16 protein-coding genes and 1 other RNA gene are annotated in these 14,917 nt (G+C 63.1%); 10 read left to right on the top strand and 7 right to left on the bottom strand.

Features of this window, described 5'->3' with window-relative positions:
* Window positions 1-53 precede the first annotated feature (53 nt).
* On the bottom strand, window positions 54-794 hold the full coding sequence (locus tag A7A77_RS06880) for a TorF family putative porin (protein WP_066556035.1): 741 nt from the start codon (window positions 792-794) through the stop codon (window positions 54-56).
* Between the two features lie 339 nt (window positions 795-1,133).
* On the opposite strand from A7A77_RS06880, the gene A7A77_RS06875 reads away from it, so the two are divergent.
* Window positions 1,134-1,862 carry a metallophosphoesterase family protein gene (locus A7A77_RS06875; protein WP_066555658.1) on the top strand — a complete coding sequence of 243 codons (729 nt, stop codon included), beginning with the start codon at window positions 1,134-1,136 and terminating at the stop codon, window positions 1,860-1,862.
* A 61-nt stretch (window positions 1,863-1,923) separates the two neighbouring features.
* Entirely contained in the window at window positions 1,924-3,234 is a 1,311-nt protein-coding gene (locus A7A77_RS06870; protein WP_066555656.1) for a UDP-glucose dehydrogenase family protein, read from the top strand.
* A 24-nt stretch (window positions 3,235-3,258) separates the two neighbouring features.
* Here A7A77_RS06870 and A7A77_RS06865 read toward each other — a convergent pair whose 3' ends face one another.
* From A7A77_RS06865 to A7A77_RS06850, 4 genes are all read right to left on the bottom strand, one after another.
* Complete coding sequence (locus tag A7A77_RS06865; protein ID WP_066555654.1) at window positions 3,259-4,041, bottom strand: enoyl-CoA hydratase-related protein; 783 nt, start codon at window positions 4,039-4,041, stop codon at window positions 3,259-3,261.
* Between the two features lie 30 nt (window positions 4,042-4,071).
* Window positions 4,072-4,502: RNase P RNA component class A (rnpB, locus tag A7A77_RS06860), an RNA gene on the bottom strand.
* 9 nt (window positions 4,503-4,511) lie between these two features.
* Window positions 4,512-5,237 carry an N-acetylmuramoyl-L-alanine amidase gene (locus A7A77_RS06855; RefSeq protein ID WP_066556032.1) on the bottom strand — a complete coding sequence of 242 codons (726 nt, stop codon included), beginning with the start codon at window positions 5,235-5,237 and terminating at the stop codon, window positions 4,512-4,514.
* On the bottom strand, window positions 5,230-5,898 hold the full coding sequence (locus A7A77_RS06850; RefSeq protein WP_066555652.1) for a histidine phosphotransferase family protein: 669 nt from the start codon (window positions 5,896-5,898) through the stop codon (window positions 5,230-5,232). Before A7A77_RS06850 ends, A7A77_RS06855 begins: the two co-directional genes overlap by 8 nt.
* A 346-nt stretch (window positions 5,899-6,244) precedes the next feature.
* Between A7A77_RS06850 and A7A77_RS06845 the strand changes: the two genes are divergently transcribed.
* Both A7A77_RS06845 and A7A77_RS06840 read left to right on the top strand, forming a co-directional pair.
* Window positions 6,245-6,688, top strand: a complete 444-nt coding sequence (locus A7A77_RS06845; protein ID WP_066555650.1) for a hypothetical protein — start codon at window positions 6,245-6,247, stop codon at window positions 6,686-6,688.
* A 209-nt stretch (window positions 6,689-6,897) separates the two neighbouring features.
* Window positions 6,898-7,704: a BON domain-containing protein gene (locus A7A77_RS06840; protein ID WP_066555648.1), complete on the top strand. Its 807-nt coding sequence runs from the start codon at window positions 6,898-6,900 to the stop codon at window positions 7,702-7,704.
* 266 nt (window positions 7,705-7,970) lie between these two features.
* On the opposite strand, the gene A7A77_RS06835 is transcribed toward A7A77_RS06840, so the two are convergent.
* Entirely contained in the window at window positions 7,971-8,384 is a 414-nt protein-coding gene (locus tag A7A77_RS06835; protein ID WP_066555646.1) for a M67 family metallopeptidase, read from the bottom strand.
* Window positions 8,385-8,401: 17 nt separating this feature from the next.
* On the opposite strand from A7A77_RS06835, the gene A7A77_RS06830 reads away from it, so the two are divergent.
* The 3 genes from A7A77_RS06830 (at window position 8,402) to A7A77_RS06820 (ending at window position 11,795) form a co-directional block, all read left to right on the top strand.
* Window positions 8,402-9,355: an RluA family pseudouridine synthase gene (locus A7A77_RS06830; protein ID WP_066555644.1), complete on the top strand. Its 954-nt coding sequence runs from the start codon at window positions 8,402-8,404 to the stop codon at window positions 9,353-9,355.
* A 117-nt stretch (window positions 9,356-9,472) separates the two neighbouring features.
* A complete protein-coding gene (gene rpoH, locus A7A77_RS06825) occupies window positions 9,473-10,372 on the top strand; it encodes an RNA polymerase sigma factor RpoH (protein WP_066555642.1) in 900 nt (299 codons plus the stop codon).
* Window positions 10,373-10,544: 172 nt separating this feature from the next.
* On the top strand, window positions 10,545-11,795 hold the full coding sequence (locus tag A7A77_RS06820) for an MFS transporter (protein ID WP_172799856.1): 1,251 nt from the start codon (window positions 10,545-10,547) through the stop codon (window positions 11,793-11,795).
* A gap of 12 nt (window positions 11,796-11,807) precedes the next feature.
* On the opposite strand, the gene A7A77_RS06815 is transcribed toward A7A77_RS06820, so the two are convergent.
* The gene (locus A7A77_RS06815) at window positions 11,808-12,551 is read right to left on the bottom strand and encodes an SDR family oxidoreductase (RefSeq protein WP_066555638.1); all 744 of its coding nucleotides are present in this window, start codon (window positions 12,549-12,551) and stop codon (window positions 11,808-11,810) included.
* Window positions 12,552-12,655: 104 nt separating this feature from the next.
* On the opposite strand from A7A77_RS06815, the gene A7A77_RS06810 reads away from it, so the two are divergent.
* The 3 genes from A7A77_RS06810 to A7A77_RS06800 all read left to right on the top strand — a co-directional run bounded on the left by A7A77_RS06810 (window position 12,656) and on the right by A7A77_RS06800 (window position 14,808).
* Window positions 12,656-13,063: a winged helix-turn-helix transcriptional regulator gene (locus A7A77_RS06810; protein ID WP_082835967.1), complete on the top strand. Its 408-nt coding sequence runs from the start codon at window positions 12,656-12,658 to the stop codon at window positions 13,061-13,063.
* Between the two features lie 112 nt (window positions 13,064-13,175).
* Window positions 13,176-13,871: a monofunctional biosynthetic peptidoglycan transglycosylase gene (mtgA, locus tag A7A77_RS06805; RefSeq protein WP_066555636.1), complete on the top strand. Its 696-nt coding sequence runs from the start codon at window positions 13,176-13,178 to the stop codon at window positions 13,869-13,871.
* A 4-nt stretch (window positions 13,872-13,875) separates the two neighbouring features.
* Window positions 13,876-14,808 carry a cation diffusion facilitator family transporter gene (locus tag A7A77_RS06800; RefSeq protein ID WP_066555634.1) on the top strand — a complete coding sequence of 311 codons (933 nt, stop codon included), beginning with the start codon at window positions 13,876-13,878 and terminating at the stop codon, window positions 14,806-14,808.
* Window positions 14,809-14,917 lie beyond the last annotated feature (109 nt).

Below are 14,917 nucleotides of genomic sequence, written 5' to 3'. Positions count from 1 at the left end.
ACCATGGGTGCGGGCCGCTCCGTTTGGCTTTGCAGCCACCTTGTCGGTAAAGCTTAGAAGCTGGCCGACAGGGTGGCGACGACGGTGTCGTCGGTGCGGTACGGATAGCTGTCCGGCCCTTCGACTCCGACATAGGCTACGCCCAGCTCGAGGCCCTTGAAACCGACCGAAGCGCCAACCGACCAGTCGAACGAGGTGTCGTCGTAGTCATAGGAAAGCGCGCCATCGGTGTAACCGAGGTGGGCCGAGAACGAGACCGGGGTTTCGGGAATGCCGAAGCCGAGGTCACCGTAGATGTAGAGGTTGTCGTCGGTGCCGCCATCAGCGCCGAAGTCGAGCGAGTTCTGGTCGAACGCGTAAGCAACGCCAACCGTCACTTCGGCCGGGCCGACTGCGCCGGTGACCGAAGCATAAGGCTCGAGGTAATCGAAATCGCCTGCGCCCGAGTTCGGGTACATGTAGTACAGGAGGCCGACGTCGACCGAAACGGTGTCGGTGAGCGCGCCACTCCAACCACCGTAGATGTCGACTTCGGTCGAACCGTAGCCGCCGTCTTCCTCAAGCGACGAAGCCCAGGTGCCGACATAGAAGCCGCTGGAGTGACCGACATCGACGCCGCCCTGCACGGCGAAGTCACCGCCCGAGAACGACACGCCGCGGAAGCGGTAGTCGGTGGTCAGTGCCACGTTGGCCGAAACGGTGATGTCGCTGTCCTGTGCCAGTGCGGGAGCCGCGGTCAGCGCGGTGCCGGCAAGAATGGTTGCGGCAAAAATGCTGCGGAAAGAAATGGTCATGTTGTTTTCCCTCATGTTGTCTTCAAGGATCCCCACCCCTCCTGCAATCCGTTCCGGCATCGTTCATTGCGCGCCTGGTTACGAATGCGAAACAAAACTGCAATGTAGTGGTGCAGTGCACAAGTGACATTTTCCGATGACCGTCAAAGCGCGGAAGATGTGTGGATTTTTTGCAACGGCCCCGTTGCCGCAACGCAACCGAAACCCCACACCCCTATCAGGAGTTGAGTACTGGGCGCCGCACAACTAGAAGGCGCCACCAAAGCGAAGTCATCTGTGTTGAAAGCTTTCTCCAACCTCCTGGCCAGAGCCGGGCAGCGCCATGACGCAAGCGCAGGTATGCCACGCCTGCCGGATAACACGCGCGTCTATGCCGTTGGCGACATCCACGGGCGGCTGGACCTGTTCCGGCAGATGATCGAACGCATCGATGCCGACGATGCCGCGCGCGGCAATGCGAACAGTCTCGTCATCCTGCTCGGCGATCTTGTCGATCGTGGCCCCCACAGCGCAGGCGTTATCGCCGCCGCCCGCGAATGGCGGCAAAGGCGGCCGGTGCGCATCCTGATGGGCAATCACGAGGAAATGTTCCTGCGCGCGATGGACGATCCGGTCGCGCTGCGCCACTTTCTGCGCGTTGGCGGGCGCGAAACGATCCTGAGCTACGGCATACCGCTCAGCGAATATCGCGGCCTGTCGATCAAGGAGCTGCACGAACGGCTGCCCGCGCTCGTCCCGCAGGCCGACATCGACTTCATTTCGGGGATGGAGAACCTGATCGCGCTGGGCGATTACGTCTTCGTCCATGCGGGGATCGATCCGTCGCGCACGATCGAAACACAAGTGGCCGGCGACGTGCGCTGGATCCGCGAGCCGTTCCTGAGCCATCCACAGTCATTCGAATTCTGCGTCGTTCACGGCCACACCATCCGCGAGACAGTGGACATCCACGCCCCGCGCCGCTGGCCCAACCGCATCGGCATCGACACCGGCGCCTTCCGGACCGGAAACCTGACGGCCATCGGCTTGCAGGACACCGACCGCTGGTTCATGGAAGCGACCGTCTGATGATCCATAGCGCGGCGACGCCGCAACCACATGCTCTGCAAGTTCGTATCAGGGGAATTCAATGAAGATCGCGATGGTAGGCTCGGGCTATGTCGGGCTTGTTTCCGGTGCGTGCTTTGCCGATTTCGGTCATGAAGTCGTCTGCGTCGACAAGGACGATGCCAAGATCGCCGCGCTGGAAAAGAACATCATGCCGATTTACGAGCCCGGCTTGGCCGAGCTGGTGGCATCCAACGTACGCGGCGGTCGTCTTACTTTCTCGAACGATCTGGGATCCGCGATCAAGGGTGCGGACGCGATCTTCATCGCGGTCGGCACACCTTCGCGGCGCGGTGACGGGCATGCCGACCTCACGTTCGTGTACCAGGTCGCCCGCGAAATCGGCGAAAAGCTGTCCGGCCCGGCGGTCGTGGTCACGAAGTCGACCGTGCCCGTGGGTACGGGTGACGCGGTGGAACGCATCCTGACCGAAAGCGGCACGCCGCACCGCTTTGCCGTCGTCTCCAACCCCGAATTCCTGCGCGAGGGTGCGGCGATCAGCGATTTCAAGCGCCCCGACCGCATCGTCATCGGCGCAGAGGACGAGTTCGGCCGCGAAGTCATGCGCGACGTCTATCGCCCGCTGTTCCTGAACAAGGCGCCGATCCTGTTCACCGGCCGCCGTACGAGCGAGCTGATCAAGTACGCGGGCAACGCCTTTCTTGCCACCAAGATCACCTTCATCAACGAGATGGCGGATCTTTGCGAGCGCGTCGGCGCTGACGTGCAGGACGTGGCGCGCGGCATCGGCCTCGACAACCGGATCGGTTCGAAGTTCCTCCACGCCGGCCCCGGCTATGGCGGATCGTGCTTCCCCAAGGATACGCTGGCGCTACTGAAAACGGCGGAGGACTTCGACAGTCCGGTCCGCATCGTGGAGGCGGTGGTCAAGGTCAACGACAGCCGCAAGCGCGCGATGGGCCGCAAGGTGATCGAAGCACTGGGCGGAGCCGAAGGCGCGCGCGGCAAGAAAGTCGCGATGCTGGGCCTGACCTTCAAGCCGAACACCGATGACATGCGCGATTCACCCGCCATCGCCATCGCGCAGGCGCTGGACGACGCGGGCGTCGCGATCGCCGCCTATGATCCGGAAGGCATGGACCTTGCCGCGCCGATGATGCCTTTCGTCACGATGACCGGCAGCCCCTACGAAGCGATCGAAGGTGCGGACGCGGTCGTCATCGTGACGGAGTGGGACGCTTTCCGCGCGCTGGACCTCGATCGCGTCAAGACGCTGGCCAAGGCGCCCGTGCTGATCGACCTGCGCAATGTCTATGACCCGGCGGACATGGCCCAGGCCGGTTTCGCCTACACCGGGGTCGGCCGGGGCTGACGCGCCCCGGCGTCGGGCATTCGCCTAGCGCTTGAGGAAACGGTCCACGGCCGCGCGGTGTTCGGCCGTGGTGTGCATCAGCGCCTGCGCCGATGCGGCATGGTCCAGCACGTCATCCAGCGATGCGTCGCGCCAGCGTTTGAGCAGACGCTTGGTAATGCGTGTCGCCTGCGGCGGGTTTGCCGCGATCCGGCGGGCCAGGTCCAGCGCCATGTCCATCAGGTCCGCATCCGCCACCACCCGCGAGACGAGGCCCATCGCCAGCGCCGCTTCGGCACCGACCCAGTCGCCGGTCAGCGCCATTTCCGCCGCCTGCGAATAGCCGACGACGGCAGGCAGCAGCCACGCACCGCCATCACCGGAAATCAGGCCCAGCTTGACGAAGCTTTCGGCAAAGCGCGCCGATTGGCCCGCGATGCGGATGTCGCACATGCAGGCAAGGTCGCACCCTGCGCCGACGGCAGCGCCGTTCACCGCCGCGATCACCGGCACCTCGATCGATTCGAACAGGCGGGGCAGGCGCTGGATGCCTGTACGGTAATTGTCGCGCGTGCGGGCCGGATCCTCGCTGACCAGCGCCCCGCCGGGCACCATGTCGTTAAGATCGCCGCCGGACGAAAAAGCGCTCCCCGCACCCGTCAGCACGACGCAGCGCACCGCATCGGCGGCATCGGCTGCGCGCAGCGCGTTCTCCAGCGCGTCCAGCATCGCGGCGCCCGTCAGAGGATTGCGTTTGTCCGGCATATTGAGCGTGATGACGCGGATCGCGCCTGCATCGATATCGCTGACCAGTACCGGATCCCTCATCGCCCTTATCCTTGCCGAATGACCCCTGAATGCACCGGGGGGCCTGTAAGCCGGGTTCTGTGACACAGACGGTATGCCATGCGGCACCGTATCCGTGACGGCAGCCATTCATCTCGGCCCTGCGTTGCCGCAGCGCTCAAGCAGCCAACCCGGACGGTCACGGGGCGAAACACCCCTGCCCTGCACCTTGCGGCCGGGCGCGCCGTCCCTATTCGGCCTTGCTCCGGGTGGGGTTTGCCATGCCGCTTCCGTTGCCGGTCGCGCGGTGCGCTCTTGCCGCACCCTTTCACCCTTGCCTGTGAGGTTTCCCTCCATCGGCGGTATACTCTCTGTGGCACTTTCCCTTGCCCATCCGAAGATGGACCGGCGGGCGTTACCCGCCACCCTTGTTTCGTGGAGCCCGGACTTTCCTCGGCGAGCCAGAGAGAACCCAGGCCCGACGCGGCTGCCCGGCCCCCCGGTGCGGGATGCTATCTAGCGAGACCGCGATCGCGTTCCAAGAGCAATCCGAACAGGATCGCACGGATCTCCCCGTCGATCTCTCCATCGATGCGTTCCGGCCGGAACCGGCGCTGGAATGCCTTTACCGCCGCGTGGCCGTCGGCAATGTCATATCCGAAGCGTTCGAGGCCGAGGTAGAACGAACCGTCATTGTCGAACGGATCGCCCAGTCGGATGTCGGGCTTGCTCAACGCCAGCCGATGCTTGCCCAGCCGGTCCCAGTCGAACTTTTCGCCCGGATCGTCCTTGCGCGCGGGAGCGACATCGGAATGGCCGACGATGTTGGCGCGCGGGATGTCATGCCGCTTCACGATGTCGTTCAACAGGCGGATCAGCACCTGCATCTGGTCTTCGGGAAAATGTTCATAGCCCCAGGTGTGGCCGGGATTGTCCAGCTCGATCCCGATCGAGGCGGAGTTCACGTCGGATTGCCCGCGCCAGTAGGAACGGCCCGCGTGCCATGCACGCTTTTCTTCCTCCACCATCTGCACGATCTTGCCGCCGCGCGTGATGCAGTAATGCGCGCTGACCTTGCTGTCGGGATTGCACATCTTGTCGATGGCATCGTTGACGTCCGGCATGTCGGTATAGTGCAGCACGACCATCGAGATCGGCAGCATCCGTTCGTCCCAGTTGGGCGAGGGACATTCGAGGTCTATGTCGACCCGCGGGCGGAAGCGCCGCCGCTCAGGCATGGGCACCATGGGTTGCGGCGGCACCGTAAGGCAGGATCGCGCCAAGAATCAGCGCATCGTCCGACCGGGCATGCTGCACCCCGCCGCCGCAGCCCGCGCTGACCAGCCGGACCAGCTCCGCCGGGGCCGTATGGGCATTCAGATCGTCCATCGCCACATTCCCGTCCATGGCCTCGCCCACGTGGGGGTCGAAGGCGATGCGCATCCCTTCCGCGCGGACGGCGATTTCGTGCGTGGAGCCGCTATCCTCCACCGCAAGGGTCACCGTGCCGCCGCGCGGCAAAGCCTCGATGGCGAGAAGCGCGAAATTGAGCAAGACCTTTACCGCAGCCTTGGGCAGGGTTTCGACATTCAGCGTCCACTGAACCTTTACCTCGCGTGCTTCGCCGGCCAGCGAATCGACCAGTTCGCGCACTTCCTTCACCGGCAGCTCAGCATCGAAACCGCCCGCCGCGCCAAAGGCCAGCCGGAAGAAGCGCAGCTTCGTCGCCGTGCGCCGCGCACCCTGCGCCAGCAGTTCGATGCATTGTTCGCGCATCGCCGGATCGGTCTCGTCGGCCAGCAATTCTATGCCGTTGGTCATCCCGCCCACCGGGGACAGCAGATCGTGGCACAGGCGCGAACACATCAGGTTGGCCAGAAGGGTCGGGTCGGTGCTCATCGTGCGGCTCTCCAGTCAATCTCGGGGGCCGATAACCTGAAATCGTTGATGAAACCGGCACAGGCAGGAAAAAATCTTCCGGCTTCGAGAACCGGTTTGCCGATCGCGCGCAGGGAATTGGCGCCACGGAGGAAGGAAAAGACGAAGCGTTGCGGAAACTCGACCATAGGCGGCCAGTGCATAGCGCCGCGATGCGGGTGAGGAAAGCCGGGTAAGGACAGGGTTTGCACCGGAACCAACCACGGTGGCCGGGAGGTGCCGGTTATGGCACACTGCACGGCTGGCGCATCCGGCCACAGGGTGGCGCTGCCTGCAGGGATGCGGGCCTGAACGGGAAGGGACAGCTTTGCACGAACCGATCGGCGCTGCACGCTTGCGCAAATTCGCCGCCTTGGCAGGCCTTGCCCCTGCGCTTCTCGTCCTGTCGGCCTGTGACGGGCTGGCCGACGACAGCGACCGGTTCGACAATCTGAACCTGACGAGCGAGGAGCTGGAGGTTGCACAGGCACTCGTCACCGGGTTCAAGAAGGAAACCGGCCTGCCCATCCTGCGAAGCCGCGAATATGGCCGCGCAGCCTGCTATTCCCGTATGGTCGAAATGCCCGACCACCTGAAGCGCGCGCATCTAGCCTATCTTGCCGACTATCCCGAAGCGGACGCCGACTATTACGGCTATTTCGCGAAGATGGGCGTGAGCGAAACCGACGCTTACGAGGTGTATCAGCGTTTCGAGGTGGCGGACGAGAAATGCTCTGCCGACGCATTGGTCAGGAAGCTGTTCGGCGAATAGCCCCACGCTTGCGTCAGATCGAAAATTACCTAAATTTATCATAGTTTTGTGATGCGATGAGCCGCCCGCAAGCTGCGCTGGCTGGCGGACCTTCCCCCGCGTCCAGCCGTTGATCCGGTACAGCCACCCGCACTCTGCGGGACGCCGGTGCCGGGCAACGCTGTCGTCCGCACCGGTCCAGGACAACCGGCAGCACATGGAGAGACGCCATGAACAACCGTTACGAACGACACTCCGACCTGCAAAACGACTACGAACAGGACACGAAGCAAGCCCAGCAGTGGGATCAGACCGGGGGACAGCCCGGCGACACGGCGGTAGATTACGAACGCACCGAAATTCGCGGTACGGGCCATTACGGCGGCGCAGACTATGGCAGACGGGAACGCGCCCCGGAAATGCGGCAGCAAAGGCGCAATCGCTATTACGACGACAGAGCTGACGAAGGACGCCGCATACACACAAGAAGCGAGCGTTATTCCCGCGATCCGGATGTAGGGTACGGTCGCTTTACCAGCGAAAGTTATGGCGGCCGGGACTATGTCGACCCTGCGCGAAGCCAATATGGCGTTACGCCATATGGGTTCGGGTATGGTGGCATGGGATACCGTCCCGACTACGACGATGATCGCGACCCGCGCCGCCCGTTTCTCGAAAGGGCGGGCGACGAGATAGCGAGCTGGTTCGGAGACGATGATGCTGCCCGCCGCCGGGAAATGGACCATCGCGGTGCCGGACCGCAGAATTACACCCGTTCCGACGAGCGCATACTCGACGATGTCTGCGATCGCCTGACTGAGGATCGTTATGTCGATGCCCGCGATGTAACCGTCACAGTACAGGAACGCGAAGTCACTCTAGACGGAACAGTCTCTTCGAAGGCGGCAAAACGCCGGGCGGAAGACTGCACCGATCTCGTCAGCGGAGTGACCCATGTGCAGAACAACCTGCGCGTCAGCAACCGGTACGAAACCGATATGCGGCAGGCGCAGGGCATAGCCCTCGACGCGGTCTGAACCCGATAATATGACCAGACCATGACAGATTCACGAATAATTCAATCCGTTATGGTCTGGTTATAAGTTCTTTTAGGTTTTCAAAATGCCAGTTTCCCGCGATAAGTCCGGCACGAAACACCTCACGGTTCTGTTCCAGGCCGTGAAGACATCGATTTCGTCCGGATCGATGTCACGGGAGCGATCCTTCGGGGGATGGATCGCTCCCGTGTGGTTTCTGGTCCACCAGCACATCTTCATTCCCGATCTTGCAGCGGATTGAATGCTCACACCGGTGGGTCGAGTTGCTCGAACCCTTCGGGCAGGTCCCGCCACCAGCCGATCCGCTCCCCCGCCACGATGGCCCATATCCTACCGTCGCATGCCGATTGTTCCCTGTCGGTTAACGAGGGTACCGGCTCTCCCATGGGATGAGAGTGGTAATAGCCTAGCACTGACGCTCCCCCCTCGCGCGCCGCGCGATGCGCCGCGATCAGCACCGCCGGATCGATCTCGAAATGGTGTTCGGGATCGGCATGGACGTTGCGGCAGGGGCGAATCTCCCCGATGCATGCCGTGCTGATCCGCGCGGCTTCGTCCGTGGCCGTCCCCAGCAGCAGCCCGCAACATTCGCGCGGATGCGCCGCCCGCGCCGCCGCGATCAGTGTTTCCCTTATCGAACTTGCCGTTTGAATGCGCATTTCCCATTTATCATATCATGGGGGGCGACGAAGTCATTCACGGCACGATCGAACGTGGCGGCCAGCGGCTGGACAAGGCGCTTGCCGACATCACCGACTTGTCGCGTGAGCGGATCAAGGCGCTGATCGCCGAAGGTGCCGTCATTGTCGGAGGCACGGTTGCCACCTCGCCCTCGACCAAGCCGCCCGCAGGCAGCGCTTTTGCGATTGCCGTACCCGAAGTCGCGCCAGCCGAAGCCATCGCACAGGACATTCCGCTGAACGTCGTATTCGAGGATGCGTACCTGATCGTGATCGACAAGCCTGCGGGCATGGTCGTCCATCCGGCCGCGGGGAATGCCGACGGTACGCTGGTCAATGCCCTGCTGCATCACTGCGCCGGGCAGCTTTCCGGCATCGGCGGGGTGGCCCGCCCCGGCATCGTGCACCGGATCGACAAGGACACTTCCGGGCTTCTCGTGGTCGCCAAAAGCGATGCCGCACACGAAGGGCTGGCCGCGCAGTTCGCGGTTCACTCGATCGAGCGGGTCTACAACGCGGTTGTGAAGGGGCACCCCACCCCGCCAGCGGGCACGATTACCGGCATGATCGGACGCAGCGACCGCGATCGCAAGAAGATGGCCGTGCTCGACGACAATTCGAACAGGGGCAAGCGCGCCGTTACCCATTACGCGACGTTGCGGCGGCTGACCGGCGCAGCGCTGGTCGAATGCAGGCTGGAGACGGGAAGAACCCACCAGATCCGCGTTCACATGTCGTCAATCGGCCATCCGCTATTGGGGGATCCTGTCTATGGAAGACCCGATTCGCGTCTCAGGCCGCTTCTCCAGCGGCTCAAATTCTCCCGGCAGGCGCTTCACGCCGCCGTTCTCGGCTTCGATCATCCAGTTACCGGCGACCGGCTGCACTTCAGCAGCGACATGCCACCCGACATGCGGGAACTGATCGAGGAAATCGAAGGTTCAGATTGAGAGAATCATCAACACTTCGGGCGCGATACGGTCTAATAAGGAAAGACGTGGCTCGCATCAGCGGATGCCCAGCAGGGGTCCCGGCAGCGGGTTGGCGGTAGAAAGGTTCGGTAGGACGTGACGAATAAACCAAAGGTACCGGCGCTTGGCGGAGAGCAGAGCCTCAACCGCTATCTCGCCGAAATCAAGAAATTCCCGGTGCTTAAACCAGAGCAGGAATACATGCTCGCCAAGCGCTATCAGGAGCACGAGGACCCCGAGGCCGCGGCCCAGCTGGTCACCAGCCACCTGCGACTCGTGGCGAAGATCGCCATGGGCTATCGCGGGTACGGCCTCCCCGTGTCCGACCTCATCTCCGAAGGCAACGTCGGCCTGATGCAGGGCGTGAAGAAGTTCGAGCCCGATCGCGGCTTCCGCCTCGCCACTTACGCGATGTGGTGGATCAAGGCCTCGATCCAGGAATATATCCTGCGTTCGTGGTCCCTGGTGAAGATGGGCACCACCGCCGCGCAGAAGAAGCTGTTCTTCAACTTGCGCCGGATGAAGAAAAACCTCGAGGCTTTCGAGGATACCGACCTGCACCCCGACGATGTCGCCAAGATAGCGACCGATCTCGGCGTGCCGGAGCAGGAGGTGGTCAACATGAACCGCCGCATGCTCATGGGCGGCGATGCCTCGCTCAACGTCTCGATGCGCAGCGACGAGGAAGGTTCGGGCCAGTGGCAGGACTGGCTGACCGACGATCGCCCGCTGCAGGACGAAACCGTGGCCGAGGCCGAAGAGGCCAAGGTGCGGCATGACATGCTGGTCGATGCGATGGACGTGCTGAACGACCGTGAAAAGCACATCCTTACCGAGCGCCGGTTGACCGAGAACCCGCAGACGCTCGAAGAGCTGTCGCAGGTATACGACGTCAGCCGCGAACGCATCCGCCAGATCGAGGTTCGCGCCTTCGAAAAGGTTCAGAAGGCGATGCAGCGGATCGTTGGCGAAAGGCTGCTGCCCGCCAGCGCCTGACGCCAAGGCACATGAATTGACAGGACGGGGGTCGCCACATCGGCGGCCCCCGTTTTTTATCGACCACGGATTGATGCCAGAAACCTGAGGCCCGCAATTTAGGAGTTGCCGCCCACCGGCAAAGCGGTATCACCTGCAACCTTTGGCGCATGCCCGCGCCGGAGCCATGCAGATGACGGTCCATATCGAAGCCGAGTCCGGCGAAGACGAAATTCACGCAAGCCCCGGCACGATCCGAAATCCGGTCATCTTCGCCCCGCTGTTCGCGCCCTTCGGCGTAGGCAGTGGTTATGTTTCCGTCACTCTCGCCTACCTGTTGGGAGAGGCGGGACTGTCTGTTGCGGTGATCGCCACGCTAATCGCGGTCAATGCCTGGCCGCAGACGGTGAAGATGCTGTGGGCGCCCTTCGTCGACACTATCGGCAATCCCAAGGCGTGGTACGCCGTGGGCGCATTCAGCGTCGGCCTCTCGATCCTTGTGATGTCGATAATGCCCAAGACGCAAAGCGAAATTCCGATCTTCATGGCGCTCATCGCCATATCCTCGGTCACGGCGACCTTCGTGTCGATGTCGGCCGAAATCTTCATGGCCAACCAGGTCCCGCCCGAAATGCGGGGGCGCGCAAGCGGATGGTCGCAAGCGGGCAACCTTGGCGGTGCGGGGCTTGGCGGCGGCATCGGGTTGCTGCTGGCCGAGAACCTTGCCCAGCCGTGGATATCGGGCGTCGTGATCGCCGTGTTCTGCATGGCGTGCTGGTTCGCGACGCTGGCCTTGCCGCGCTTCGTGAAGACGAGCGCGGAATTGCATTATGTCGGCGAACTGAAAGAAGTGATCCGCAATGTCTGGGCCGTGGCGCGCTCTCGCCTCGGCTATCTGGCGCTGCTCATCATGTTGTTGCCGATCGGTTCGGGCGGCGTGCCATGGTCTGCGATTGCCAACGAATGGGGCACAGGCGGCAATACCGTAGCGGTGGTCAACGGGCTTGCCGGTGGCGGCGCTTCCGTGCTCGGCGCGCTGGTCGCAGGGTTCGTCTGCGACCGGATGGACCTGAAACGCGCCTATTCGCTGTTCGGCATCTTCGTCGGCGCGGGAGCGGCGGCGATGATCCTGTTCCCGCGCACCCCCGAAGTCTACGTCGTCGGCGTCTTGCTCTACAACTTCACGGTCGGCATGGCCTTTACCGGTTATGCCGCCATCGTGCTGGAAGCGATCGGCAAGAAATCGGCGGCGACGAACTTCAACCTGATGGCCGCGCTGTCGAACATCCCCATCGCGGTGATGTCGATGGTCGACGGCCACATGCACGACACTTACGGCACCGATGCGATGCTGCTGGGCGAACTGGCGTTCCCCGCCGTCGCGATCGTCCTGTTCTGGCTGTTCGTCGCCGCCACCGCGCCCCGCCGCCTGGCTACTGGCTAGGGGCGCTGGCGTTTACATGCTGGCGAGCCGGTCCAACACCTCGTCGTAGTGCCCTTCCGCTTCGGCATCGCGCAACAGCCGCACGGCGGGCACGCAAACCTCGGCAGGGGGATTCCCGGTCTCGAACTGGCTCATCGTCTGTTCGATGAAAGTATCGAGCGGCAGGTAGCCTTCACGCGTCGACTGGCCCGGCGTCAGCTCGGTCTGAACCCCCGGCGGGATCACTTCGATCAGCTCGATCTTGCCCTCCAGCTGCTTGCGAAGCGCCACGGTGTAGGAGTGGAGCCCCGCCTTTGTCGCCGAATAAGTCGGCGTCTTGGGCAGCGGCACGAAAGCCAGTCCCGAACTGACGTTCACGATCGCCGCATCGGGCTGGCCCGACAGATGCTCGACCAGCGCATCGATCATGCGAATGGGGCCAAACAGGTTGGTGGTGATCGTCGCTTCGGCATCGGCAAGATCGCGCGCTCCGGTCAGGTCCTCGACACGCATGATTCCGGCGTTGTTAACCAACACGTTGAGTGCCGGAAAGCGAGCAAGGACTTCGGCGGCGAACCGGGCGATATCGGCGGGGTCGGTCACGTCGAGGGTCATCGCGTGGATCGAGGGATGCCCTTCGGCGGTTTCGGCAAGATTGCCTGCCGAACGCCCCGCGACGATGACCGTATTGCCGTTGTCGGCCCAGCGCTGGGCCATGGCTTGCCCGATCCCGCTGCCGCCACCGGTAAGAAGGATGGTGTTACCGCTGTTCTTCATCTCAAATTTTCCTCGCAGTCTCGTGTTGCCATGGCCATCTGGAGCCTGCGCGAACGCATTGTAAGAAGGCACCGAAAGGTGCGATAGGCACCGCGAGGTAACCCATGACCCGATCCCCGATGACCGATCACCCCGTAACGCAGTATTCCGACGATCCGCGCATCGACCGGCTCGTGACAGAAACGATCGGGCGGGTGGCCGACAAATGGACCTTCCTGCTGATAGAGGCGCTGGAAGAAACCGGACCGGATCGCGGCGCGAGGCGATTCAGCGACCTTGGCCGCGCGGTGCCCGGCATCAGCCAGAAGATGCTGACCCAGACCTTGCGCCACATGGAACGCGAAGGGCTGGTCGCGCGCACGATCTATCCCGAAGTGCCGCCGCGCGTGGAATACATGCTGACCGAGATGGGGCACGAACTGGCCGAGGCATTCTGCAGCGTCTGGAAATGGGCCGAACGCAACCTCGACCGGATCGAGGCGGCACGGGCCGAGTTCGACACGGAAGACTGACGGTTCGGGGCCGCAAGGCCATCCCCCGCCTTACGCATTCCCTACACGCTTTGCCGGATGGACGAGAGATGGCGTCTCGCAATCGCAAGGGCAATCGGCTAGGCGCTGGGACATGGCCAAGGCAAAGGCGCGCGGGTTCGGCGCGCGGACGATCATCACCCTTTTCAAGCTCGCGTTCGCCGCTGTGGTGTTCAGCGTGGTGTGGGTGCTGGTCTATGCCGTGGTTCCCGTCCCCGTCACCGTCACGATGCTGCTGGACGAAAAGGGCATCACCAAGGACTGGGAACCGCTGACCGATATCGACCGCGACATGGTGCGCGCAGTCATCGCAGCAGAAGACGGCAAGTTCTGCAGCCATGATGGCTTCGACCGGGAAGCAATCGAAAAAGCGATGGAGCAGAATGCCAAGGGCGGGCGCATCCGCGGCGGCTCCACCATCAGCCAGCAAACCGCGAAGAATGCGTTCCTGTGGCAGGATGGCGGCTATTTCCGTAAGGGGCTGGAAGCGTGGTTCACCTTCCTGATCGAGAAGATCTGGGGCAAGCGGCGGATCATGGAAGTCTACCTCAACGTGGCGGAAACCGGCATCGGCACGTATGGCGTGGAGGCAGGCGCGATCCGCTATTTCGGCCACAGTGCCGACCGCCTGACAACGACAGAGGCGGCGCGCATGGCCGCCGCGCTGCCGCTGCCCAAGAAGCGTTCGGTGAAGAACCCTTCGGGCTGGCTGGCCCGCCACGGCAACACGATCCGCAGCCGCATCGGCGTCGTCGCACGTGACGGTCTCGATGCATGTGTCTACGAGTAGAACGATGGGTTCCAATCACGCGCATTCTCACGGGCATGGCCACCATCACGGCCATAGCCACGCGCCTGCCGATTTCGGCCGTGCCTTTGCCATCGGCATCGTGCTCAACACCGGCTTCGTCGTGGTGGAGGCTCTGGCGGGCTATCTCTACGGCTCGATGGCGCTGATTGCCGATGCCGGCCACAACCTGTCGGACGTTCTCAGTCTGCTGATCGCCTGGGGCGCGAGCATATTGGCCAAGAGGCCCCCGTCGGCCCGGTTCACTTACGGCCTCAAATCCAGTTCCATCCTTGCCGCGATGGCGAACGCGGCGTTGCTGCTGGTGGCATTGGGCGCAATCCTGATCGAAACCCTGCGCCGCCTGTTCTCTCCCGAACCGGTCGAGCCGGGGCCGATCATGATCGTGGCCGCGATCGGCATCGTGATCAACACGGCGACCGCCCTGCTGTTCGTGCGCGGTCGCAAGGGCGATCTCAACATCCGCGGGGCCTACCTCCACATGGTTGCCGACGCCGCGGTTTCGGCCGGCGTCGTCATTGCCGGCCTGCTCATCTGGCTGACGGGCATGGCGTGGATCGATCCGGTGACCTCGCTCGTCATCGTGGCGATCATCGCCGTGGGCACCTGGGGCTTGTTGAAGGACAGCGTGAAAATGGCGCTTCTTGCCGTTCCCGACGGCATCGACGAGGCGAAGGTAAAGGCCCACCTTGCCGCCCTTCCCGGCGTGGCGGGGGTCCACGATCTGCATATCTGGCCGATGAGCACGACCGAAACGGCACTGACCGCGCACCTGATCCTGCCCGGCGGCCACCCGGGGGATGCCTTCCTGCACGAAGTGGCGGAAAGCCTGCACCATCACTTCGACATCGAACACGCAACCATCCAGATCGAACAGGATGCGGAGGCCTGCGCGCTTCATCACGATCATGTCGTGTGAAGCCTGACCGGCTGCAAATAGCCCGGAACTAATCGCGCAGTTTCGCTAACGAACATGACAAATGCTGCCATCATCTTGCCGCGAAGGCGGGACTGAAATAGAATCGTGC

The organism is Croceicoccus bisphenolivorans (assembly GCF_001634625.1).
GTDB classification, from domain to species: domain Bacteria; phylum Pseudomonadota; class Alphaproteobacteria; order Sphingomonadales; family Sphingomonadaceae; genus Croceicoccus; species Croceicoccus bisphenolivorans.
The sequence above is the reverse complement of the archived record's forward strand: the minus strand, read 5'-3'. Positions and strand labels throughout refer to the sequence as shown.